Annotated in this window: 21 protein-coding genes; 8 read left to right on the forward strand and 13 right to left on the reverse strand. The window is 70.2% G+C overall.

Annotation, left to right across the window (positions count from 1 at the left end):
• Positions 1-252: 252 nt before the first annotated feature.
• The gene (locus tag NCG93_RS19595; protein WP_192635079.1) at positions 253-945 is read right to left on the reverse strand and encodes a response regulator transcription factor; all 693 of its coding nucleotides are present in this window, start codon (positions 943-945) and stop codon (positions 253-255) included.
• A 63-nt stretch (positions 946-1,008) separates the two neighbouring features.
• Positions 1,009-1,722 carry a helix-turn-helix transcriptional regulator gene (locus tag NCG93_RS19600; protein ID WP_194413385.1) on the reverse strand — a complete coding sequence of 238 codons (714 nt, stop codon included), beginning with the start codon at positions 1,720-1,722 and terminating at the stop codon, positions 1,009-1,011.
• 103 nt (positions 1,723-1,825) lie between these two features.
• Between NCG93_RS19600 and folE the strand changes: the two genes are divergently transcribed.
• The 4 genes from folE (at position 1,826) to NCG93_RS19620 (ending at position 5,304) form a co-directional block, all read left to right on the forward strand.
• Positions 1,826-2,428 (forward strand): GTP cyclohydrolase I, encoded by a 603-nt coding sequence (folE, locus tag NCG93_RS19605; protein WP_194413386.1) that lies wholly within the window; start codon positions 1,826-1,828, stop codon positions 2,426-2,428.
• 25 nt (positions 2,429-2,453) lie between these two features.
• Positions 2,454-3,692: an NAD(P)/FAD-dependent oxidoreductase gene (locus NCG93_RS19610; RefSeq protein ID WP_194413387.1), complete on the forward strand. Its 1,239-nt coding sequence runs from the start codon at positions 2,454-2,456 to the stop codon at positions 3,690-3,692.
• Positions 3,693-3,781: 89 nt separating this feature from the next.
• Positions 3,782-4,597 carry a dihydropteroate synthase gene (gene folP / locus NCG93_RS19615; protein WP_194413807.1) on the forward strand — a complete coding sequence of 272 codons (816 nt, stop codon included), beginning with the start codon at positions 3,782-3,784 and terminating at the stop codon, positions 4,595-4,597.
• Positions 4,597-5,304 (forward strand): pyrimidine reductase family protein, encoded by a 708-nt coding sequence (locus NCG93_RS19620; protein ID WP_194413388.1) that lies wholly within the window; start codon positions 4,597-4,599, stop codon positions 5,302-5,304. Before folP ends, NCG93_RS19620 begins: the two co-directional genes overlap by 1 nt.
• 40 nt (positions 5,305-5,344) lie before the next feature.
• Here NCG93_RS19620 and NCG93_RS19625 read toward each other — a convergent pair whose 3' ends face one another.
• From NCG93_RS19625 to NCG93_RS19640, 4 genes are all read right to left on the reverse strand, one after another.
• Positions 5,345-5,722 (reverse strand): VOC family protein, encoded by a 378-nt coding sequence (locus tag NCG93_RS19625; RefSeq protein WP_194413389.1) that lies wholly within the window; start codon positions 5,720-5,722, stop codon positions 5,345-5,347.
• A 59-nt stretch (positions 5,723-5,781) separates the two neighbouring features.
• Positions 5,782-7,437, reverse strand: a complete 1,656-nt coding sequence (locus NCG93_RS19630; RefSeq protein ID WP_194413390.1) for a DNA repair helicase XPB — start codon at positions 7,435-7,437, stop codon at positions 5,782-5,784.
• A gap of 189 nt (positions 7,438-7,626) precedes the next feature.
• Entirely contained in the window at positions 7,627-9,348 is a 1,722-nt protein-coding gene (locus tag NCG93_RS19635; RefSeq protein ID WP_194413391.1) for a helicase-associated domain-containing protein, read from the reverse strand.
• A 5-nt stretch (positions 9,349-9,353) separates the two neighbouring features.
• On the reverse strand, positions 9,354-9,617 hold the full coding sequence (locus NCG93_RS19640; RefSeq protein WP_194413392.1) for a multidrug ABC transporter ATPase: 264 nt from the start codon (positions 9,615-9,617) through the stop codon (positions 9,354-9,356).
• 146 nt (positions 9,618-9,763) lie between these two features.
• Here NCG93_RS19640 and NCG93_RS19645 point away from each other — a divergent pair, with 146 nt between their 5' ends.
• Both NCG93_RS19645 and NCG93_RS19650 read left to right on the forward strand, forming a co-directional pair.
• Complete coding sequence (locus NCG93_RS19645) at positions 9,764-10,147, forward strand: cold-shock protein (RefSeq protein ID WP_194413393.1); 384 nt, start codon at positions 9,764-9,766, stop codon at positions 10,145-10,147.
• Entirely contained in the window at positions 10,131-11,084 is a 954-nt protein-coding gene (locus NCG93_RS19650; protein WP_194413394.1) for a DUF3027 domain-containing protein, read from the forward strand. The genes NCG93_RS19645 and NCG93_RS19650 overlap by 17 nt, the downstream gene beginning before the upstream one ends.
• 111 nt (positions 11,085-11,195) lie before the next feature.
• Here the strand turns inward: NCG93_RS19650 and NCG93_RS19655 are convergent, their stop codons facing one another.
• From NCG93_RS19655 to NCG93_RS19680, 6 genes are all read right to left on the reverse strand, one after another.
• A complete protein-coding gene (locus tag NCG93_RS19655) occupies positions 11,196-13,577 on the reverse strand; it encodes an exo-beta-d-1,3/1,6-glucosidase (protein WP_252787613.1) in 2,382 nt (793 codons plus the stop codon).
• Entirely contained in the window at positions 13,574-14,629 is a 1,056-nt protein-coding gene (locus NCG93_RS19660) for an ABC transporter permease (protein ID WP_194413395.1), read from the reverse strand. Before NCG93_RS19660 ends, NCG93_RS19655 begins: the two co-directional genes overlap by 4 nt.
• 1 nt (position 14,630) lies before the next feature.
• On the reverse strand, positions 14,631-15,611 hold the full coding sequence (locus NCG93_RS19665; RefSeq protein WP_194413396.1) for an ABC transporter permease: 981 nt from the start codon (positions 15,609-15,611) through the stop codon (positions 14,631-14,633).
• Positions 15,608-16,438: an ABC transporter ATP-binding protein gene (locus tag NCG93_RS19670; protein ID WP_194413397.1), complete on the reverse strand. Its 831-nt coding sequence runs from the start codon at positions 16,436-16,438 to the stop codon at positions 15,608-15,610. Before NCG93_RS19670 ends, NCG93_RS19665 begins: the two co-directional genes overlap by 4 nt.
• On the reverse strand, positions 16,435-17,340 hold the full coding sequence (locus NCG93_RS19675; protein ID WP_194413398.1) for an ABC transporter ATP-binding protein: 906 nt from the start codon (positions 17,338-17,340) through the stop codon (positions 16,435-16,437). Before NCG93_RS19675 ends, NCG93_RS19670 begins: the two co-directional genes overlap by 4 nt.
• Before the next feature lie 105 nt (positions 17,341-17,445).
• Positions 17,446-19,101 (reverse strand): ABC transporter substrate-binding protein, encoded by a 1,656-nt coding sequence (locus NCG93_RS19680; protein ID WP_194413399.1) that lies wholly within the window; start codon positions 19,099-19,101, stop codon positions 17,446-17,448.
• Positions 19,102-19,302: 201 nt separating this feature from the next.
• On the opposite strand from NCG93_RS19680, the gene NCG93_RS19685 reads away from it, so the two are divergent.
• The gene (locus tag NCG93_RS19685; RefSeq protein ID WP_194413400.1) at positions 19,303-20,028 is read left to right on the forward strand and encodes a TetR/AcrR family transcriptional regulator; all 726 of its coding nucleotides are present in this window, start codon (positions 19,303-19,305) and stop codon (positions 20,026-20,028) included.
• Here the strand turns inward: NCG93_RS19685 and serC are convergent.
• On the reverse strand, positions 20,004-21,119 hold the full coding sequence (gene serC / locus NCG93_RS19690) for a phosphoserine transaminase (RefSeq protein WP_194413401.1): 1,116 nt from the start codon (positions 21,117-21,119) through the stop codon (positions 20,004-20,006). The genes NCG93_RS19685 and serC overlap by 25 nt on opposite strands.
• A 157-nt stretch (positions 21,120-21,276) precedes the next feature.
• On the opposite strand from serC, the gene NCG93_RS19695 reads away from it, so the two are divergent.
• The gene (locus NCG93_RS19695; protein WP_194413402.1) at positions 21,277-21,978 is read left to right on the forward strand and encodes an iron-dependent transcriptional repressor DtxR; all 702 of its coding nucleotides are present in this window, start codon (positions 21,277-21,279) and stop codon (positions 21,976-21,978) included.
• Positions 21,979-22,120 lie beyond the last annotated feature (142 nt).

A 22,120-nucleotide genomic window follows, 5' to 3' on the forward strand; every position in this document is an offset into this window, starting at 1 on the left:
CCCCTCGTTCGCGCTCAGATCGAGCAGCGGGCCTGCAGCATCCGTCCGTGCGAGCGAGTCGACCTGGGTGTCGACGCCGTCGACGAGCGAGTTGCGCAGGAACGCCGCCGTGCCGACGCCGGCGGCGATGAGGCCGATCGCCAGGAGCGCGACAGTGACCCCGGTGACCTTGGCGCGCAGACTCGTGCCGCGCCACCACCGGGTGATCGCGTCGGGCTTCTGCGCCAGGTCGTCCCCCTCGCTCGAGCCGCGTTACGCGGTCTTGCCGGCCTTCAGCATGTAGCCGAAGCCGCGCTTGGTCTGGATGAGCGGCTCCGTCGAGTGCGGATCGATCTTGCGACGGAGGTACGAGATGTAGCTCTCCACGATGCCGGCGTCGCCGTTGAAGTCGTACTCCCAGACGTGGTCGAGGATCTGCGCCTTCGAGAGCACGCGGTTGGGATTCAGCATGAGGTAGCGCAGCAGCTTGAACTCGGTGGGGCTGAGGTCGATCGACGCCTCGCCGACCTGGACGTCGTGCGTGTCCTGGTCCATCGTGATCTCGCCGGCGCGGATGACGGACTCCTCGTCCGCCTGCATCGTCCGGCGGAGGATCGCCTGGATGCGCGCCACGATCTCGTCGAGACTGAAGGGCTTGGTGACGTAGTCGTCGCCGCCGGCGTTGAGGCCGGTGATCTTGTCCTCGGTCTCGTCCTTCGCGGTGAGGAAGAGGATCGGCGCGGTGTAGCCGGCGCCGCGGAGGCGCTTGGTGACGCTGAACCCGTTCATGTCGGGCAGCATCACATCGAGGATGATGAGGTCCGGCTCCTCTTCGAGGACGGCGGAGATCGTCTGTGCGCCGTTCGAGACGGCCCGTACCTGGAATCCGGCGAATCGCAGGCTCGTGATCAGCAGATCGCGAATGTTCGGTTCGTCGTCCACGACGAGGATGCGCGGTGCGGTCATGCCCTCATTATGTCGGCGGAACCGATGCGGCGTCTGGATATCGGCGCCGCGGCCCCGAAATCGTCATCCCGCGGTGGAACGGATCTCGACGCAGCATCGTCCGGCGGCGGGGGCGAGAACGGGGGTGCGCGGGTCGCCCGTCGCTGTCGCGAGGCCGCGGACGAGTTGGAGATTGGCGCCGCAGATGAGGTCGGTGTGGCGCGCAGCCAGGGCGTGGAAGGGGCAGTTCTCGAGAACGATGTCGCCCGGATCTTCCGCGGACATGTCGGGTTCGTCGCCGGATGCCGTGTCGTCGCGTTCATGCTGTCCGAGCGCGCGGGGCGCATAGCCGCACGCGGTGAGGGCCCCCTCGAGGCTCGGCCGGCCGGCTCCGATGGCGGCGCCCGCGGCGAAGGCCTCGGTGGCCAGTGCGGTGCGCACCGGGATCCCCTTCTCATCCGCGTGCTGCACGGCGGCGGCCAGCAGTTCGCCGGCCAGTTCGTAGTGGCGTTCGGGAATCGTGGCGGCGAGCTCGGCCGCACTCGCGCGGTAGAGCTTCGCGGGCCGCCCGGCACCTGGCCCGGTGCGCCCGGAGCGCCGGGCGTACTCGACCGTCAGGAGTCCGGCATCCGCGAGTCTGTCGAGATTCAGCGCCGCCGTGCTGCGCGGGATGCCCAGAGCCGAGGCGGCGTCGTCGCGACTGATGGGGCGTTGCGAGGCCAGGCGGTACAGCTCGCGTCTCTGCGCGTCGGCCAGGGCGGCGACCGCATCGACGCGCTGGGGAGTGAGGATGCCCACGGCCGGAGTCTACCTCTAAAAGCAGAAACCTTGACAAAAGAATCCGAGGCACCTAGCGTCAGGGCCAGGCGAGCCGTTCGTGCTCACCCGAAGGAGTCGGATGATGTCGATCGCTGCCTCCGCCGCACCGCTGCACGCGGTCACCGACGACGCCACGGTCGATCGCGAGGCTGCGATGGCGGCCGTCGCCGACCTGCTCGTCGCGCTGGGGCACGATCCCGACCACGGCGACCTCGCCGACACGCCGCGACGGGTGGCCGACGCCCTCATCGAGATGCTGTCGTCGGAGCCGTTCGAGATGACCACCTTCGCGAACGACGACGGGTACGACGAGCCCGTCGTGGTGCACGGCATCCCGTTCGTCTCGCTCTGCCGCCATCACCTGCTGCCGTTCCGCGGCACAGCCGCCGTCGGCTACCTGCCCGGTGAGCGGCTGGTCGGCCTGTCGAAGCTGGCGCGCGTCGTCGAGCACCATGCCCGTGGGCTGCAGGTGCAGGAGTCTCTGACCATGCAGATCGCGCGCACGCTCGAGACGGCCCTGACTCCTCGCGGCGTCGGCGTGGTGCTCGAAGCGGAGCATCTGTGCATGTCGGCGCGGGGCGTGCGCACGGCGACCGCGCTGACCGCGACCTCGGCGTTCCGCGGCGAGTTCGCACATGACCGCGCCGTTCAGGCGCGGTTCACGGGGGCCGCGCGCCCGGCCTGACACGACACCGACGAGAGGAATCGTCATGAGCCACATGCTGATCATCGGAGGAGGCCTCGCGGGCGGGACCGCTGCCGAGGCGCTGCGCGAAGAGGGCTTCGACGGCGACATCACGATCGTCGCCGCCGAGCCGCACCCGCCCTATCAGCGGCCGCCGCTGTCGAAGGGGTACCTGGCCGGAAGCGAGGGGATGGATGCCGTCATCCTGCACCCTGCGGACTGGTACGCCGAACGTGGCATCCGTCTCGTCAGCGGTGTGGCCGCGACCGCGCTCGACCCCGCGGCGCACACGGTGCAGCTCGCGGACGGGAGCGGTCTGCACTACGACACGGTGCTGCTGGCGACCGGCGCGACGCCGCGCATGATCCCCCTCCCGGGCCACGAGCTTCCCGGCGTCATGACGCTGCGTCGCCTCGACGACTCGCAGACGCTCGCAGCGGAGCTGCGCGGCGGCGGACGACGGCTCGTGGTGATCGGTGCGGGCTGGATCGGCATGGAGGTCGCCGCCACCGCGCGCGGCTTCGGCAACGAGGTGGCGATCCTCGAGCGCGATGACGTGCCGCTGGCCGCCGCTCTCGGCCCCGAGATGGGGGAGGTCTTCCGCACGCTGCACCTCGAGCACGGCGTCGACCTGCGCACGTCCGTCGCGGTGGAGCGGATCACCGGGTCGGACCGTGCCGACGGGGTGGTCGTCGACGGTGAGACCCTCCCCGCAGACCTCGTGCTGATCGGCGTCGGCGCGGCGCCCGACACCGCACTCGCCGAGGCCGCCGGCCTCGACATCCTCAACGGCGTCCTCACCGATGCGGCGCTGCGCACCAGCGCACCCGACGTGTACGCGGCAGGGGACGTCGCCAATCCGTTCCACCCGGTGCTGCAGCGCCATCTGCGCAGCGAGCACTGGGCCAACGCGCTGAACGCGGGCAAGGTCGCGGCTCGAGCGATGCTCGGCATGCCGGCATCCTTCGACGACATCCCGTACTTCTACACCGATCAGTACGACCTCGGCATGGAGCTGTCGGGCTACGCACCGCTCATGGCGGATGCCGAGCTCGTTATCCGCGGTGATCTCGCCGCCCGCGAGTTCGTCGCGTTCTGGGTCGACGCTGCCGATTCGTCCGGCCGGGGTCGCGTGGTCGCGGGGATGAACGTCAACGTCTGGGACGTCAACGAGACGGTGCAGTCGCTGATCCGCTCGGGGGAGCGGGTCGACGCGGAGCGCCTGCGGGACGGGGACGTGCCGCTGGATAGCCTGCTCCCGTGACGCTCGCTCCCGACACGACACCCGGACTGCTCGCGGGGACGCTCGACCTTCCCGGTGGGCCCCTCGATCTCTCGCAGCACATCGCCGTGATGGCGATCGTGAACCGCACGCCCGATTCCTTCTACGATCGCGGTGCCACCTTCGCACTCGATGCCGCGGTCGCCGCGGGCGTCGCCGCCGTCGAGGCGGGCGCCGAGATCGTCGATGTGGGCGGCGTCAAGTTCGCACCCGGCCCGCCGGTGCCGGTGGAGGAGGAGATCGCGCGGGTCGTGCCGGTCGTGCGCGAGCTCGCGCCGATCGCGCGGGTCAGCGTCGACACGTTCCATCCGGAGGTCGCACGCGCGGCGATCGAGGCGGGGGCGGCGATCATCAACGACACCACGGGGCTGCATGATCCCGCGATGGCGGACGTTATCGCGCGCGGCGGTGCCGGCGTGGTCATCGCCCACAGCCTCGCGGCGCCCCGCACGCCGCATCCGCTCCCGCGCTACGGCGACGTGGTCGGCGACGTGGCGGCTTTCCTCGCCGCGCGGCGCGACCTCGCGCTCTCGCACGGCGTGCCGGGCGATCGCATCGTGCTCGACCCGGGTCACGACCTCAACAAGAGCACACGCCAGACGCTGGAGCTCACACGCCGGCTCGGCGAGCTCTCCGTGCTCGGCGCCCCGCTGCTCGTCGCCCTGTCGAACAAGGACTTCGTGGGTGAGACGCTCGACCGCGCGCGAGGCGATCGCCTCTCGGGCTCGCTCGCCGCCGCGGTGTTCTGCGTGCTGCAGGGGGCTCGCATCGTGCGCGCTCACAACGTGGGCGAGACCGTCGACGCGATGCGCATGGTGGAGGCGATGCTCGGCTGGCGCGATCCCGCGTACGAGCTCCACAACGCGCGCGCCGAGGGGAACGAGTGATGCCGACCCGTCAGGAACTCTTCGCGGCGTACGAGCTGCCCGGCCGCGCGGGGTCGCACGTGCGCATGAACTTCGTCTCGAGCGCGGATGGCGCCGTGACGCTCGGCGGGCGCAGCGGCGCCCTCGGCGGCGGCACCGACCGCGCCGTCATGCAGGTGCTGCGCACCATGGCCGACGTCGTGCTCGTCGGTGCCGGCACGGTGCGCGCCGAGGGCTATGGGGGACTCCGGGTCGATGTCGACGACGTTCGGTGGCGACAGGCGAGAGACCTCGACGACCAGCCGGTGATCGCCGTGGTGAGCGGCCGATTGCAGCTGGACCCGGGCGATGCGGTCTTCGCCGACGCCGTGCGCCGCCCCGTGATCGTGACGACGGATGCCGCGGCCGCCGCCCGCGGCAGGCTCTTCGATTCCGTGGCCGATGTGATCGCGTGCGGCGACCAGGAGGTCGACCTCGCCGCGATGCTCGACGAGTTCACGCGCCGCGGCTGGACCCGGGTGCTATGCGAGGGCGGGCCGCACCTCTTCGGCGATCTGCTCGATGCCGGACTTGTCGCCGAGGTGTGTCTCACGCTGGCTCCCCGATTCGTGGGCGGGGACGCGGGACGCATCGCACAGGGCGCGGGGGAGTCCGACCGACGGTTCGCACTCGCGGGCGTCGTGACCGACGACGAGGGGTTCGTCTTCTTGCGCTACACGGCGCGCTAGGTGGCCGGCGTCTCGTCCACGCGCTCGAGAGGGGACGGCCCTACGACGCGGTCGAGCCGGCAGGGTCGTGCGACCACACGGCGAGCTCGTTGCCCGCCGGATCCACGAAGTGGAAGCGGCGTCCGCCCGGGAAGCCGTAGATGTCGTGGCGGATCGTGCCGCCCGACTCGGCGACACGGGCCCGCGCCGCCTCGAGATCGTCGACGAACAGGACCGGGAGCGCCGCTGCCTGCTGCGTCGAATCAGCCGACCCGTTGAGACCGAACGCCACACCGCTGTCGGATGTGTCGGCGTACCCGTCACCGTACGAGGTGAAGGTCCAGCCGAACGCGGATTCGTAGAATTCGCGCGCAGCCGTCAGCGCGGCCGGGTCGGCGGCGGGCAGTTCGACGAGATCGATGCGATTGTTCTCGGGCATGGGTCTGGTCTACCGGATGCCTCCGACAGCGTCCAGACGCGGCATCCGGACGCCGCTCGTCAGGCGGCCAACGAGTGGGCGTCGAGGATCGTGTAGGCGTATCCCTGCTCGGCGAGGAACCGCTGGCGATTCTGAGCGAAGTCCTGGTCGACCGTGTCGCGGGCGATCAGGGTGTAGAAGCTGGCCGTGTGGTTCGACTGCTTGGGGCGGAGCAGGCGTCCGAGGCGCTGCGCCTCCTCCTGGCGCGAGCCGAAGGAGCCCGAGACCTGGATGGCGACGGATGCCTCGGGCAGATCGATCGAGAAGTTCGCGACCTTCGACACGACGAGCACCGAGATCTCGCCCACGCGGAACGCCTGGTACAGCACCTCGCGCTCGTCCACCGGCGTCGCACCGGTGATCTTGGGGGCGTTCAGCGCCTCGGCGAGCACGTCGATCTGGTCGAGGTACTGGCCGATGATGAGGATGCGCTCGCCTTCGTGACGCGCCACCAGGTCGCGGACGACCCCGATCTTGGCGGGCGCCGTCGCCGCGAGGCGGTAGCGCTCGTCGTCGGCTGCGGCGGCGTATTCCAGGCGGTCGCCGGCGGGCAGGTCGACGCGCACCTCGTAGCAGACCGCGGGCGAGATGAAGCCCTGCGCCTCGATCTCCTTCCACGGCGCATCGAATCGCTTGGGACCGATGAGGCTGAAGACGTCGCCTTCGCGGCCGTCCTCGCGCACGAGCGTCGCGGTGAGCCCGAGCCGCCGCCGCGCCTGCAGGTCGGCCGTGAGCTTGAACACCGGCGCCGGAAGCAGGTGCACCTCGTCGTACACGATGAGGCCCCAGTCGAGGGCGTCCAGCAGCGCGAGGTGGGCGTACTCGCCCTTCCGCTTGGCGGTGAGGATCTGGTACGTGGCGATGGTGACCGGCCTGATCTCCTTGGCCTGACCGGAGTACTCGCCGATCTCCTCGGCGGTCAGCGACGTGCGCTTGAGGAGTTCGTCGCGCCACTGCCGCGCGCTCACCGTGTTCGTCACCAGGATGAGCGTCGTGGTCTTGGTGTCGGCCATCGCCGCCGCCCCGACCAGCGTCTTGCCGGCGCCACAGGGCAGCACGACGACGCCCGATCCGCCCTGCGTGAAGATGTCGACTGCCTGCCGCTGGTAGGGCCGCAGGTGCCAGCCGTTCTCGGCGAGGTCGATCGGGTGCGGGGTGCCGGGCGTGTAGCCTGCGAGATCCTCGGCAGGCCAGCCGATCTTCAGCAGCTCCTGCTTGATGTGGCCGCGTGCCCACGCGTCGATGATGAACGCGTCGGAGGAGAGGCGGCCGATCAGCAGCGGCTGGATGCGCTTGTTCCTCGACACTTCCGCGAGCACCGCGGCATCCGTCGACCGCAGGATCAGCTCGCCGTCGCCGCCTTTGTCGGCACCGTTGCGCTCGATCACGAGGCGGCCGTAGCGGCCGACGGTCTCGGAGATGTCGATCGACACCGACGGGGGAACCGGGAACCGCGACCACCGTTCGAGCGTCGCCAGCATGTCGTCGGCACCGTGGCCCGCGGCGCGGGCGTTCCACAGTCCCAGCCGCGTGATGCGGTACGTGTGGATGTGCTCGGGGGCGCGTTCGAGCTCGGCGAAGATCGCGAGTTCGTGCCGCGCGCTCTCCGCATCGGGGTGCGCGACCTCGAGGAGAACCGTGCGGTCGCTCTGGACGATGAGGGGGCCGTCAGCCATAACGTGCCAGTCTACCGGCGCTCGCTGGGACGAGGTTCGCCCGGCGTGTCCCGGCGGGCGTCACGGCGCCGCGGTTCGTCGAGACAAGGCATTCGCGCCGAAACGCGGGGCGACGTCCTGGGTCTCGGCGCGATTCCCCGGTCTCGCGGTACGGCGGGCGGGGCGGCGCGGGGAGCGGATGCCGGGAGCTCAGGCGGCGCCGACGCTCACGATGCTCGACACGGGGAGCGTCCGTTCGATGTCGGCGGCGCGGTCGCGGCCGCGCAGGCGTCCGCCGCCGAGGCCGGCGGCCTCCAGCGTGAACGAGCGCTCCGACCCGTCGGGCATGCGGACGACCACCACGATCTCGGCGCGCGCGCGCACCGCCTGCTCGAGCTCGCGTTCGAGCCAGCCCGCCTCGCCCTGCGTGCCGTGGCCGCCTCGCAGCGTGCGGATCAGGCGCGCGTAAGTGACCTCCGGAGTGGCCGCGGGCACGGAGGGCGCGACGGCGGCGCGGCGGTGGACGGACTCGGCAGCTCCCGTCGCGTCGAGGGCGACGACCGGGTACCGCGCGTCCGCGAGGCTCCAGTACACGGCGTCGCGCGCGACCCGCGAGGTGAGGATGCCGCCGTCGGCGATGAGTCCGAGCGGACGCAGCGCCTGGTCGATCGCGATCGCATCGAGCAGGCCGGCATCGGTGCTCTCGACGCGTGTGCGACCCGTGGCGTCGTCGGTGCTCACGCGCACCAGGCCGTAGCGTGCGGCGGTGCTCTCGATGAGGTAGTCGAGCGGCTGTGGGATGCCGGTGAGGGACAGCTCCGCGAGGAACGCGCGCATGGATGCCGCGGTCTCACCCTCCGTCATGCCGGCGCCGACAGACGCCGCGGTGAACCGGTACGTCGATGCCTGCGCGCGGGACTCCCGCACGGCGATGGACCGCAGTCGAAGGTCGAGGGCAGGTGCGAGGGGGCCGGGAGCGATCGCGGTCAGATCGGCCTGCAGGTACACGCGGTCGATCTCGGCGGGCAGGTAGTCGGCCATCGTGGCGGCGTCGGCCGGCTCCCCGGCGCGCAGCGCGGCGGTCCACGGGAACTCGCCGGCGGAACTGTCGGGTCCGAACAGTCCCCAGCGCACGCCGATGCTGCGCAGTCGTGCGGCGCGAACGGGCCACTCGGGATCGAGCGGGTAGATGTCGGGCCAGGCGTCAGGCACGACGAAGCCGTGTGCCGGCGTGCGCAGGCCATCCGGAAGCCCCGCGCGGAACCCCTCGGCGATCGTCTCCCAGCGCTGCGGCGTCGGGGCCTCCAGCCATCGCTCGCCCGCCAGGGTGGCGGTCCACTCGCGCTCGCGGGCGTCGGCGAGCCCCGCATCGGCCGCGGAGGCGAGCAGATCCTCGAGATCGTCGGCGACATCGATGGCCCCGGCATCCGTCAGGCGCCGTCGGTCCACCGCGCTGACCGGCCCCGCACCGGTGCGCGCGAGCGGGGTGTGCAGGCATGCCAGCAGGATGTCGGCGAGCGAGCCCGCGGTTGTGAATGCTCGCTCGGCGGCCGCGGCGGCCGCACGCGGCTCCGCAGGCGCGGGCTCGGCGGGTGGCGCCGGCGGGCGGAAGGCGTCGGGGGCCGCGGCAGCTGCGGCGGCGACCCGCTCGGCGACGGCCGTGTAGGGGACGCCGTCCGCATCGACCAGCGCCAGCTCCGAGGGCCGGCCGTCGAGCGAGCCTGCTGCGCGGTGGAGGGCGATGAGGTCGCGTCGGTCGAGGTGCGTCAGTGCGCGGTCGATCGAGGCGGGGTCGAGGAGCGCTTCGGCGGCGTCGAAGAAGTCGTGCCAGCCGCTCTGCGCAGAGACGCCGCGCGCCGCGAGCGTCCGTGCCAGCGCGGCGTCACCGAGCTCGGCGAGCCGCGTCGCGAGGGCGCGCGCGTCGGAGACCACGCGCGTCAGCCTCCCCGGTTGGCGCGGGCCCTTCGCACGAAGCTCATGATCAGGACCGCGAGCAGCAGTGCGAAAGCCACGAGGGGCGCGATGTACACGAGGACGCCCACGAGAGGCCACACCCCGGTGCTCATATCGGCCCCGGCGGCGGAGGCGATCATGATGGCGAAGAAGCTCACGATGGAGAGCACGAGCAGCCCCAGCGACATGAAGGCCAGGATGCGGTCGACGCGGCGCACGGGAACGTCGCCGGCAGGGTTCGTACTCATCCGCCCCAGCCTACCCGCTGGCGTCCACGAGCCGGTCCGGATGTGCGGCCGTCCATTAGGCTGGGTGGTGGGGTCGGAAGACCCCGCTTTTGTCATGCTCTGTTTCGTCGCGATGTTCGCGCGGCGACCGATCCAGCGAGGTTTCGATGCCCACCGGCAAGGTCAGGTTCTACGACGAGGAGAAGGGGTTCGGCTTCATCACCTCGGAAGACGGTCAGGACGTCTTCCTGCACGCCACGGCCCTGCCCCCCGGCACGCCCGCACCGAAGGCGGGCACGCGGCTGGAGTACGGCATCGCCGACGGCAAGCGCGGTCCGCAGGCGCTGTCGGTGCGCGTGCTGGAGGCTCCGGTGAGCCTCGCCAAGCGCTCCCGCAAGCCCGCCGACGACATGGCGATCATCATCGAAGACCTCGTGAAGCTGCTCGACGGCATCGGCGGCGACCTCCGCCACGGCCGGTACCCGAGCGGCGCCCACGCCAAGAAGGTCGCCGCCGTGCTGCGCAAGGTGGCTGATGAGCTCGACGCCTGATCCGGCCGATCCTGCCGACGTCGTCACCGAGGTGGACGGCGAGTCCGCTGCTTCCGTGAAGAACGAGACGGTGACGGATGCCGCCTCCGCCGCGTCGTCGGAAGAGTCCCACGTCCCCGCACCCGAGGACGGTGCCGTCGCCGAGACCGATGACGTTGCGCCGGGTGACACCGACGACGTCGATGGCGCGGAGCAGCCCGTCGACACAGGGGACGAGCCCGCCGACGCCGGTGGCGAGGCGCCTACGGTCTTTGCTGAGCCCGACCCGCAGCTGCTGGCCGCTCACGATCTGGCGCTCGCGGCGCTCCGCGAGATCACGGCGGCCGTGACGATCGGCGAACCCACCGACTACCGCGTGGAGGCGGGCGGTGTGGTCTCGCTGAGGTTCGCGAACCGGATGCCCGGCTACCCCGGGTGGTTCTGGACGGTGAGCCTCGCGCGCGTCGAGGACGCGGATCCCACCGTGCTCGAGGTCGAGCTGCTCCCCGGCGACGGCGCACTCCTGGCGCCCGAGTGGGTGCCGTGGGCCGTGCGGCTCGCGGACTACCACGCCGCGCAGGCGGCGCTGGCCGAGGTCGCGCACGCCGAGGACGACGAGGACCTCGACGAGGACGACGTCGACGACGAAGACCTCGACGACGTCGACGATCTCGACGCCTCGGACTTCGACGACGACGGCTCGTCCATCCTCCACGCCGGCGACGTCGACGGAGTCGACATCGACGAGCTCGCCGAAGACGACGACGACTCGGACGACGAGTCGGATGAGGACGACTCCGACGACGACGAAGACTCGGATGAGGACGACTCGGACGACGACGACTCTGATGACGACGACTCTGATGACGACGACTCGGATGAGGACGACGACGATTCCGACGAGGACGACACGGACGACGATGACGACTACTCCGTCGCGGAGGAAGATCGCGACTGAGCAGACGGCTCGCCGGTACTGACGCGCCTCCGCCTCAACGACGTCGCCGGAACCGCGAAAGGGCAGATTCCGCAGCTCAGCGCCGCGGAGGTCTGCCCTTTCGCGTTCCGATCAGCGGCGCTCGAGCGTGCCCTGAACCGCGGCCCGTGCTTGAACGTCGGCGGGGGCCGCCACGCGGAAGCGCGCGCTGAGCAGGACCTCGTCGCGAGACGACGGTCCCACCAGCAGCTCGAACTCGCCGGCTTCGACGAGGCGCCGGCCCGCGGCATCCACGATCGTGCAGTCCGCCACCGGCAGCGACAGCTCGACCGTCGCGGTCTCGCCCGGCTGCAGGTCGACGTGTCGATACGCCTTGAGCTCCTTGTCGGCCCAGCTCACCGAGGCCACGCTGTCGCGCACGTACACCTGCACCACCTCGTGCGCCGGTCGTTCACCGGTGTTGCGCAGCTCGACGAGCGCGCGCACGGTGCCGTCGTGCGCCGGCTCGGGATCGATCACCCGCAGATCCGCATACTCGACGGAGGCGTACGACAGGCCCTCGCCGAACGCGAACGCCGGGCTCTGCGTGAGATCGGCGTAACGATCGCCGTGCTGGCCGCGGATCTGGTTGTAGTAGATCGGCAACTGGCCCGCGTGACGTGCGAACGAGATCGGCAGGCGCCCGCTCGGCTCGATGAGCCCGAGGAGCAGCTCGGCGACGGCCTGGCCGCCGCGCATTCCCGGATTGGCCGCCCAGACGAGGGCTGCGGCATCCGTCACCGTCTGCGGCAGCACGTGCGGCTTCGATGCGAGGAGCACCACCACGAGAGGAGTGCCGGTGGCAGCGAGCGCCTCCAGCAGGGCGAGCTGCCCGCCGACGAGCTCGAGCGTCGCAGTCGAACGGCCCTCGCCGACCAGCTCGATGCGGTCTCCGACGACGGCGACGACATAGTCCGCGCCTTCGGCGGCGGCGACCGCCTCTGCGATGGCTTGCGGGTCGGGGGCGCTGGGCACCACGACCTGTGGCCGCGGCTGGCCGTCGGGGAAGAACGCGCCGGCCGGGTCCTCCTGGAGGGTGAGGATGTCGGCGCCCCGCGCGTGCGTGATCTCCCAGTCGGCGGGTGCATGCGCGCGCAGTCCGTCCAGCACCGTCGTGATCAGCTCGCGCGGGTGCCCGTCGGGGATCCAGTCCACCTGGCCCGACGATCCGGCCCAGTCGCCGAGCTGCGTCTGCGCGTCGTCGGCGAGGGGCCCGACGACGGCGATGCGACGGGGTCCCGATGCCGCGGCATCCGGCCGTCCGTCCGCACCGGCCGTGAGGCCGCCGCCGAGCGGAAGCGTGCCGTCGTTGCGCAGCAGCACCAGCGACCGGCGCGCCGCCTCGAGGTTGAGCGCCCTGTGGGCGGGGGAGCCGACCGCCGACGCGATGCGCTCGCGGTCGGGCAGCCGCGGATCCTCGAAGAGGCCGAACTCGAACTTGAGCAGCAGGATGCGGGTCACCGCCCGGTCGAGGGCCTCCTCGGTCACGAGCCCCTGCGCGAGTGCGTCGAGGGCGCCTTGGAAGAAGCCGGGCGTGGTCATGATCATGTCGTTGCCGGCGAGCACCGCGGCAGCGGCGGCATGCGCGTAGTCGGGCTGCACCTTCTGCTCCCACACCATGCGCCCGACGTTGTCCCAGTCGGTGATGAGGGTGCCGGTGTACCCCCACTCGCCGCGGAGCACGTCGTTCAGCAGCCAGTCGTTGACCGTGATCGGCACGCCGTCGATGCTCTGATAGCCGAGCATGAAGGTGCGGCATCCCTCCTTCGCCACCCGCTCGAACGGCGGCAGGAACCACGAGCGGAGCTTGCGCTGCGAGATGTCGGCCTCGCTCGCGTCGCGGCCGCCCTGGGTCTCGGAGTAGCCGGCGAAGTGCTTCGCTGTCGCGAGGATCGCCGTGGGGTCCTCGAGGCCACCGCCCTGATAGCCGCGCACCATCGCCGATGCGAGCTCGCCGATGAGGAACGGGTCCTCGCCGAACGTCTCGTCGACCCGGCCCCAGCGGAGATCCCGCGCGATGCAGAGCACCGGCGAGAACGTCCAATGGATGCCGGTGGCCGACACCTCGACGGCGGTCGCGCGGGCGACGCGCTCCGCGAGTCCCGCATCCCACGACGCCGCCATGCCCAGCTGGGTGGGGTAGATCGTCGCGCCCTCCCAGAAGGAGTGGCCGTGGATGCAGTCCTCGGCGACCAGCAGCGGGATCTGCAGCCGGGTGCTGAGCGTCAGCTCGCGGGCACGGAGCACCTTCTCGGGGGAGGCGTGCAGGATCGACCCGGCGTGCAGACGGACGACCTGATCCTCGAGATCGTCGCGCGCGTCGAGCTGGAGCATCTGGCCGATCTTCTCCTCGACCGTCATGCGGCCCAGCAGATCGGCGATGCGGTCGGCCACCGGCAGCGAGACGTCGAGGTAGGCCGGATGCGAGCCCCCGTCGGCGCCCCGCCGTTCCGGGCGGTGGTGAACGTCGTTCACGGGTTCTCCTGTCGAGCCGGTGCGGGGGAGGTGCGGACCGCGGTGACAGCGGCGGTCGCCTTGATGCCCTGCTTGCGCAGCGCGCGCGAGCGCTCACCCGCCGAGCGCAGGCGCGGGTTGACGTACTCGTCGATGCCGAAGTTGATCAGCGACAGCGCCATGCCGAGCAAGGCGATGCACAGCCCTGCGGGGAGGTACCACCACCAGTAGTCCGGGAACGCGCCGTTCTGCTGCGCCCAGAACAGGATCGTGCCCCAGTTGAGGTTGGTGATCGGGATGACGCCGATGAAGGCGAGGGTCGTGAGCCCGAGCACCGCCGCGGTCACCGTGCCGACGAAGCTCGACGCGATGATCGCCATGAGGTTGGGCAGCATCTCGACCGTGATGATGCGGCTCAGCGGCTCGCCGTTGGCACGCGCCGCCTGCACGAAGTCGCGGTTGCGCAGCGACATCGTCTGAGCCCGCAGCACGCGCGCACCCCAGGCCCACCCGGTGAGGGCGAGCACCGCCGCGATGAGCAGCAGGCTCGGGTCGTCGAACTGGGACGCGATGATGATCATCAGCGGCAGGCCCGGCAGCACCAGGAAGACGTTCGTGAGCGCCGACAGCGATTCGCTCTTCCAGCCGGTGACGATGCCGGCCGTGACGCCGATCGCCACGGCGATCGCGGTCGCGAGCACGCCCGACAGCAGCCCGACCACGAGCACGCCGCGCGTGCCGTAGACGATCTGGCTGAAGATGTCTTCGCCCAGGTGGCTCGTGCCGAGCAGATGCTGCCACGAGGGCGGCTGCTTCAGCGCCGAGTAGTCCTTGTCGAGCGGCCCGTAGGGGGCGATGAGGTCGCCGAACACGGCGAGGACGACGAAGAAGCCGAGGATCACCAGGCCGGTCAGCGACTTGCGGTTGCGGAACATCGCGAACGACGAGCCGATCCGCGCGAGCGCGGACGGCGATGCGGGCGATGCCGGCGGGGTGGGAGCGAGCGCAGGAGCGCCCTCGCCGCCGGGGTGCGGCGTCTCGGCGTCCAGCGCGGTGGTGGTGGGAACGGTCATGTCAGCCCTCCTGGCGGGCGCGCGGGTCGAGGATGACGTACGCGATGTCGGCGAGGATGTTGGTCACGAGCACGGCGAGCGTGATCACGAGGAACACCCCCTGCATGAGCGGGTAGTCCTTCGCGTTGGTGGCGTCCAGCAGCAGCTTGCCGATACCGGGATACGAGAACACCAGCTCCATCACGAGGGTGCCGCCGACGATGAAGCCGAGGGCGAGCGCGAAGCTCGACAGCTGCGGAAGCATCGCGTTGCGCGCGGCGTAGGTGGTGACCACCTTGCGGTCGGAGAGGCCCTTCGCCTGCGCGACGGTGATGTAGTCCTCGTCGAGCACCGTGATCATCATGTTGCGCATGCCGAGGATCCAGCCACCGAGCGACGCGATGACGATCGTGATCGCCGGAAGGGCGCCGTGGTACAGCACCTGGCCGATGAAATCGGCGCTGAAGCCGGGCCTCGTGCCCTTCCCGTACGCGTGGGATGCCGGGAACCAGCCCAGCGCCGACGAGAACACGGCGATCGCGATGAGGCCCATCCAGAAGTAGGGCACGGTCGAGAAGAAGGTCGCGACCGGGATGACGGCATCCGATCCGCGTCCTCGCCGCCAGCCGATCACGGCACCCACGGCCGTGCCGAGGATGAACGACAGGACGGTGGCGATGCCCACCAGACCGACCGTCCACGGCAGGGCCGTGCCGATGATGTCGGTCACCGGCGCCAGGCCGTGCGAGAACGAGCGGCCGAGGTCACCCGAGAAGAGCAGCTTCCAGTAGTCGATGTACTGCTCCCACAGGCTCTTGCCCGTGTCGAGGCCGAACAGGGTGCGCAGTGCGGCCGCCGCGTCGGGGCTGATCTTGCCCTGGTTCTTGGCCAGGTACGCCGAGACCGGATCGCCCTTCATCATGCGGGGGATGAGGAAGTTGATGGTGATGGCGGCCCACGCCGTGAAGAGGTAGAAGAGGGCCTTGCGCAGCGCGAACCTCATGCCGGGGCTCCTTCGGTGTCGGCGGCGCCTGCGGGGGATGCCGTCGTGCGCGCGAAGTGACGGTCGGGGTCGGGCGAAGCGTTGCGCAGCGCCCTCGTGTAGTCGTCCTGCGGGTTCAGGATGACGTCGTCAGCCGGCCCGCGCTCGACGACCCTGCCGCGGTTGAGCACCATGATCTCGTCGCTGAAGTGCCGGGCCGTCGCCAGGTCGTGTGTGATGTAAAGCACGCCCAGGTTCGACTCGCGCTGCAGATCGGCGAGGAGGTTCAGCACGCCGAGGCGGATCGACACATCGAGCATCGAGACCGGCTCGTCCGCGATGAGCAGGCTGGGACGCGAGGCCAGGGCGCGCGCGATGGCGACGCGCTGGCGCTGACCGCCGGACAGTTCGTGGGGGCGGCGGTCGATCGTGCTGTCGGCATCCAGGCGCACCCGCTCGAGCAGCCGGCGGACCTCGCCCTCGATCTCATCGGAGGGAACGACCTTGTCGAGGCGCAGGGGCCGCTCGATGTGGTGCCGGATGGTGTGGTACGGGTTGAGCGAGGCGAAGGGGTCCTGGAACACCATGCGCACCTGCTGGCGGTAGCGGCGCAGGCCGCGTCCGCTGCGGGGGATGGGGGAGCCGTCGAGGAGCACGTCACCCGCGCTCTGGCGCTCGAGCTGCGTGATGATCTTGGCGATCGTCGACTTGCCGCTGCCGCTCTGGCCGACGAGCGCGATGGTGCGCCCGCTCTCGAGGGTGAAGCTCACGTCGTCGAGCGCCAGCATCTTGCCGGCACCGCGGACGCGGTAGCGCTTGGTGACGTTGCGGAACTCCAGAGTGGTCATGCGGTCACCTCCAGGGCGGTGTCGGTTCCTTCGGCCGAGGTCGCCGCTTCGCGCTCGCTGCGCCCGATGTCGGTACCGCGGACGAAATCACCGCGGTCGCCGGTGAGACTCGGGAACGACGACAGCAGGCGCTTCGTGTACTCGTGCTGCGGGTGGCGGTAGATGTTCTCGGCTGTGTCGAGCTCGACGATGCGCCCCTGGCGCATCACCGCGATGCGGTCCGAGATCTCGAGCAGGAGCGGCAGGTCGTGGGTGATGAAGACGACCGAGAAGCCGAACTGGCGACGCAGGTCCGAGATCTGGGCCAGGATCTCGCGCTGCACGAGCACGTCGAGCGCGGTCGTGGGCTCGTCCATGATCATCAGCTGCGGATGCAGGGCGAGCGCCATCGCGATCATGACGCGCTGCCGCATGCCGCCCGACAGTTCGTGGGGGAACGACCTGAGTCGCTCCCGCCCCACGCCGACGAGGTCGAGCAGGTCGCCGCACGCGCGCGTGCGCTCCCTGCGCGAGAGTTCGGGACGGTGCGTGGTGAACACGTCGCCGAGCTGGCGGCCGATGTTGATGACGGGGTTGAGGGCGTTCATCGCGCCCTGGAACACCATCGACGCCTTGTCCCACCGGAAGCGGCGCATCTCGTCGTCGCTGAGTGCGCCGATGTCGATGATCTCGCCGGTCGCGTCGTGGAAGAGGGCGCTGCCGCCGGTGATGACGGCGGGGGGCTTGAGGAGTCTCTGGATGCCGTAGGCCAGTGTGGTCTTGCCCGAGCCGGATTCGCCGGCCAGGCCCAGGATCTCACCGCGCTTCAGTTCCAGCGATACGTCGCGCACCGCCTCGACGGGCGGGTCGACGTCGTAGGTGACGCTGAAGTCGGAGATCGTCAGCAGAACGTCTTCGGTCATGTCTCGACTGTTCGGGATTCAGGTGCGGGAAGGGGGATGGGCTGCTGCGCCCGGACGCATGCAGGGGCTGGGCCGGAAGGGCCCAGCCCCTGCATGCGGTCGCTCTCAGTCCGCGGGCTGGAGCTTGGTGAGGATGTACACCGAGGTCGGCTGCGTCGGGTCGGCGTTGACGTACGGGTCGTCATCGCTCGGCCAGCCGACGAAGCTGCGCGTGTTGAACTCGCTGATGAACGGGCGGGTGCCGATCGGCATCGTCGGAACGTCCTCGACGAAGATCTTCTGGATCTTCTCGAGCGCCGCCGTGCGAGCGGCGTCGTCCGTCGTCGTGGCGTACTCGTTCAGCGCGGCCGTGGCGTCGGCGTTGTCGTAGCGGCCGAAGTTGAAGTCGGCCGACTCGCCCATCGGCTTCAGGAACCGACCGTCCATCATGTCGCTGTACAGGTCGTAGGGCGTGGCGCCCGAGTCGGTCCAGTGCAGCACCGCCTGGAAGTCGCCCTCGCTCTTGGCGGCCCACCACGTGTCGGAGTCGGGGGTGTCGACGGCGGCCTCCACCCCGAGCTGCTTGACGGCGTCGGAGATCAGGCTGATTCCCGTGACGTAGTCGTTCCAGCCCTGCGGCACCGAGAGCGTGAAGGTCACCGGCTCGCCGTCGGGGTCGACGAGCGTCTCGCCGTCCCACGTGTAGCCGGCGCCCTCGAGCACGGCCTTGGCGCCGTCGACATCGACGGTGAACTCCTCGCCGGAGAACTCCGACGAGATGTAGTCGTCGCCGGCGGGGGTCGGCAGTCCGGTCACCGAGGTGAGCACCGGCACGCCGCCTTCGCGCGCGATCTCCGCATGCTTGGAGCGGTCGATGACCATGTTGACGGCCTGGCGGAAGGCCACGTCGTCGAACGGCTTCGTCGTCGTGTTGACGAACATCGTGTCGATGCCGAAGCCCGCGGGGGCCCAGTACACGTTGTTCTCGTCCTTGTCGAGGAAGGCGGACTGGACGTTCGGGATGAACGCCTGCGCCCAGTCGGCGTCGCCGTTGGCGAGCGCGGTCGTCAGCGCCGTGTTGTCGGCGTACGAGACGTAGTACAGGGTCGGCACGGCGAGCTCGCCGCCCCAGTAGTCGTCGCGGGCGGTCAGCTCGACGGCCTGCGAGTCGAAGTTGGTCAGCGTGTAGGGACCGGTGCCGACCGGCTCCTCGTTGACGAACGTGGTCGGGTCGTCGACGCTCTCCCAGATGTGCTTGGGGACGATGAGCTTGTGCAGGACCTTGTCCTGCTTGATGTACATGGGGTTCTCGAACGAGACGGTGGCGGTGTCGCCGTCCACCGCGACGTCGCTGATGTGCAGCGCTGTCGTGTCGAGGGCGGGGTTGTCCTTCGTGAGCTGGAACGTGAAGGCGATGTCTTCGGCCGTGAAGGGCTCGCCGTCGTTCCAGGTGACGTCCTCACGCGCGGTCAGCTGAACCGAGCGGTAGTCCTCCGACCACGTGATCTCGGACGCGAGCCACGGCACGACGTCGGCACTCGGGTCGACGAGGTTGACGATGCCCAGCGGCTCGAAGATCGCGTTGGCGTATCCGAGGCGCATGGCGGACGCGTCGGCGACGAACGGGTTGTTCGTCTCCGTCGTGATCGGGCCATCCGGCTTGGCGATCGTGAGCGACGCGCCGTCCTCGGACGGTGAGTCGCCACCGCCGCCGGCGGCACAGCCGGTCAGCGCGATCGCCGCGGCGAGGCCGATGGCGAGGAGGGGGGTCCTGAGCCTCATTGCTTCTCCTTCGTGATGTGTGCACGACGCCGTGTACCGCAACGTGACGACGGCGTCGAGAGGTGATTGCCGGATCAACTTACAATCAAGTAAGTAACTTTTGCAAGTAGGGTGTTCCGCAGTGCACGCGAAGGCCGTGCGTAGACTCACAGGCGCCGGCGAAGTCGCAGTCGACACCGGCGAAGAAGGGGGTGCCGACCCATGGCAGGACAGCGTCGGCAGCCGCGCTCGCGGCCCGAGACACTCGCCCGAAGACGCGACATCCTCGATGCCGCGGTCGAGATCTTCGGCAGCAAGGGATTCACCGGAGGAACGCTCCAGGAGATCGCCGACCAGGTCGGCATGACCCACGCGGGCATCCTCCACCACTTCGGCTCGAAGCACGAGCTGCTCCTCGAGGTGCTGCAGCACCGCGATGAGACCGACGTCGCCGACCTCGACGAGAAGCACATCCCTGACGGACTGGCGCTGTTCCGACACCTCGTGCGCACGGCTTTCGTCAACGCGCACCGTGCCGGCATCGTGCAGGCGTACGTCGTGCTCTCGGCGGAGTCGGTCACCGACGACCACCCGGGACGGGACTTCTTCGAGAAGCGCTACCAGACCCTGCGGGCGGAAGTGGCCCACGCGTTCGCCGTCGTCTGCGCCGAACGGGGCATCCCCGCGCCTGAGACCGTCGGCCTGGCGTCGGCGAGCATCCTCGCCGTGATGGACGGGCTGCAGGTGCAGTGGCTGCTCGACCCCGACGCCGTCGACCTCGCGCACGCGTCGGAGTTCGCCATCGAGGCGATCCTGTCGGCCGTGCTCTCGCCCGTCCCGTCACCGCTCGCCGGCAGCGGCGATGACGCGGACGTGCGCGCACGGGATGCCGCGGGTCGCGGCATCCCTTCTGATCCGGTGGATCAGCCCAGCCGCTCCACCGTGTAGTCGATGCAGCGGATCAGCTGACGCACGTCGTCGGGGTCGATCGACACGAACGTCGCGACGCGCAGCTGGTTGCGGCCGAGCTTGCGGTAGGGCTCGGTGTCGACGATGCCGTTCGCGCGGAGGCTCTTGGCGACGGCGGCGGCATCGACGGAGTCGTCGAAGTCGATGGTCACGACGACGGGGGAGCGGTTGGCCGCGTCGGCGACGAACGGCGTTGCGAAAGCGGATGCCTCGGCCCAGTCGTACAGCGCCTGCGACGACTCGCGGGTGCGGGCGTCGGCCCACTGCAGGCCGCCGCTGCCGTTGATCCAGCGGAGCTGCTCGTTGAGGAGGAACAGCGTCGTGAGCGCCGGCGTGTTCAGCGTCTGGTTGAGCCGCGAGTTGTCGACGGCCTGTTTGAGGCTGAGGAACTCGGGGATGTAGCGCCCCGACGCGGCGATGCGCTCGATGCGCTCGATCGCCGCCGGCGACACGATCGCGAACCACAGGCCCCCGTCCGAGCCGAGGTTCTTCTGCGGGGCGAAGTAGTACACGTCGGCCTCGTGGATCGAGAAGTCGATCCCGCCGGCGGCGCTCGTCGCGTCGATGACCGTGAGCGCGCCGTCGTCGCCGTGCACGCGGGTGACGGGCGCGGCGACCCCGGTCGAGGTCTCGTTGTGCGGCCACGCGTACACGTCGATGCCGTCGACCGCCTCGGCGGCGGTGCGGGTGCCGGCGGGCACCTCGCGGACGTCGGGCGCCTCGAGCCACGGCGCCCCCGCGGCCTTGGCGAACTTGCTGCCGAACTCGCCGAACACGAGGTGCTGGCTCCGCTTCTCGATGAGGCCGAAGGCCGCGGCATCCCAGAACGCCGTCGATCCGCCGTTGCCGAGGATCACCTCGTAGCCCGACGGGACGCGGAACAGGTCGCGCAGACCCGCGCGCACGTGACCGACCAGATCCTTCACCGGAGCCTGGCGGTGCGAGGTGCCGAGGAGGGCCGCGCCCTTGCCCGCGAGGGCTTCGAGGTGGGCGGGGATCACCTTGGAGGGGCCGCACCCGAAGCGTCCGTCGACGGGCAGGATCTCTCGGGGAAGCTCGATGTGCGCCATGCGTCGATTCTAGAGAGGCGCACCGCGCCGTCTCGTCCGCGTGACAGCCCGTGACGCCCTGCTGCCGGGGGACGCCGCGGGGCGGGCCGGCCCCGCCTCGGGGTCGGTGCCAGAAGATAGGCTGTCCTTACACTCCAGACATCGAGGACGCCGGGATATGACAGATCTGATCGACACCACTGAGATGTACCTGCGTACGATCCTCGAGCTCGAAGAGGAGAACATCGTGCCGCTGCGGGCGCGCATCTCGGAGCGTCTCGGGCACTCGGGTCCGACGGTGTCGCAGACCATCGGGCGCATGGAGCGCGACGGGCTCGTCGTGGTCTCCGAGGACCGCTCCCTCGAGCTCACCGGCGCCGGTCGGCAGAAGGCCGTCGACGTGATGCGCAAGCACCGGCTCGCCGAGCGCCTGCTGTCGGACGTCATCGGTCTGGATTGGGCATACGTCCACGAAGAGGCCTGCCGCTGGGAGCACGTCATGAGCGAGCAGGTCGAGCGTCGGCTCGTCGAGCTGCTCGGCCACCCCACCGAATCGCCGTACGGCAACCCCATCCCCGGGCTCGACCAGCTCGGCGACGTGCCGACGAACGGCTTCGAGCAGGGTGTCGTAGGCCTGGTGCGCCGTCTCAATGACGCCGGCGAGCCCATCACCGGCACGGTCCGCCGCCTCGCCGAGCCGGCGCAGGTCGACCCCGAGCTGCTGCAGCAGCTGAAGGCCGCGGGCGTCGTGCCCGGTGCCACCGGCGACTACCGCTACAACGAGGGCTACGTGCTCGTGCAGATGCAGGGCAGCGATGAGGGTCTTGAGCTTCCCGTCGAGATCGCATCGCACATCTTCCTGGTCGACGAGACCCGCTGAGGGAAAGCGGATGCCGCGCCTCGCGGCTCCGCTGATCGTCGCCCGTCGCGGGGGCCGAGGCATCCGTCCACGCACTGTGCGGAGATTGCCAGGCGTGGAGCGTGACATAAACGTGACCTTCGGGTAGCCTCAAGAAGTCCAC

It is taken from the genome of Microbacterium yannicii (genome assembly GCF_024055635.1).
GTDB lineage: Bacteria > Actinomycetota > Actinomycetes > Actinomycetales > Microbacteriaceae > Microbacterium > Microbacterium yannicii.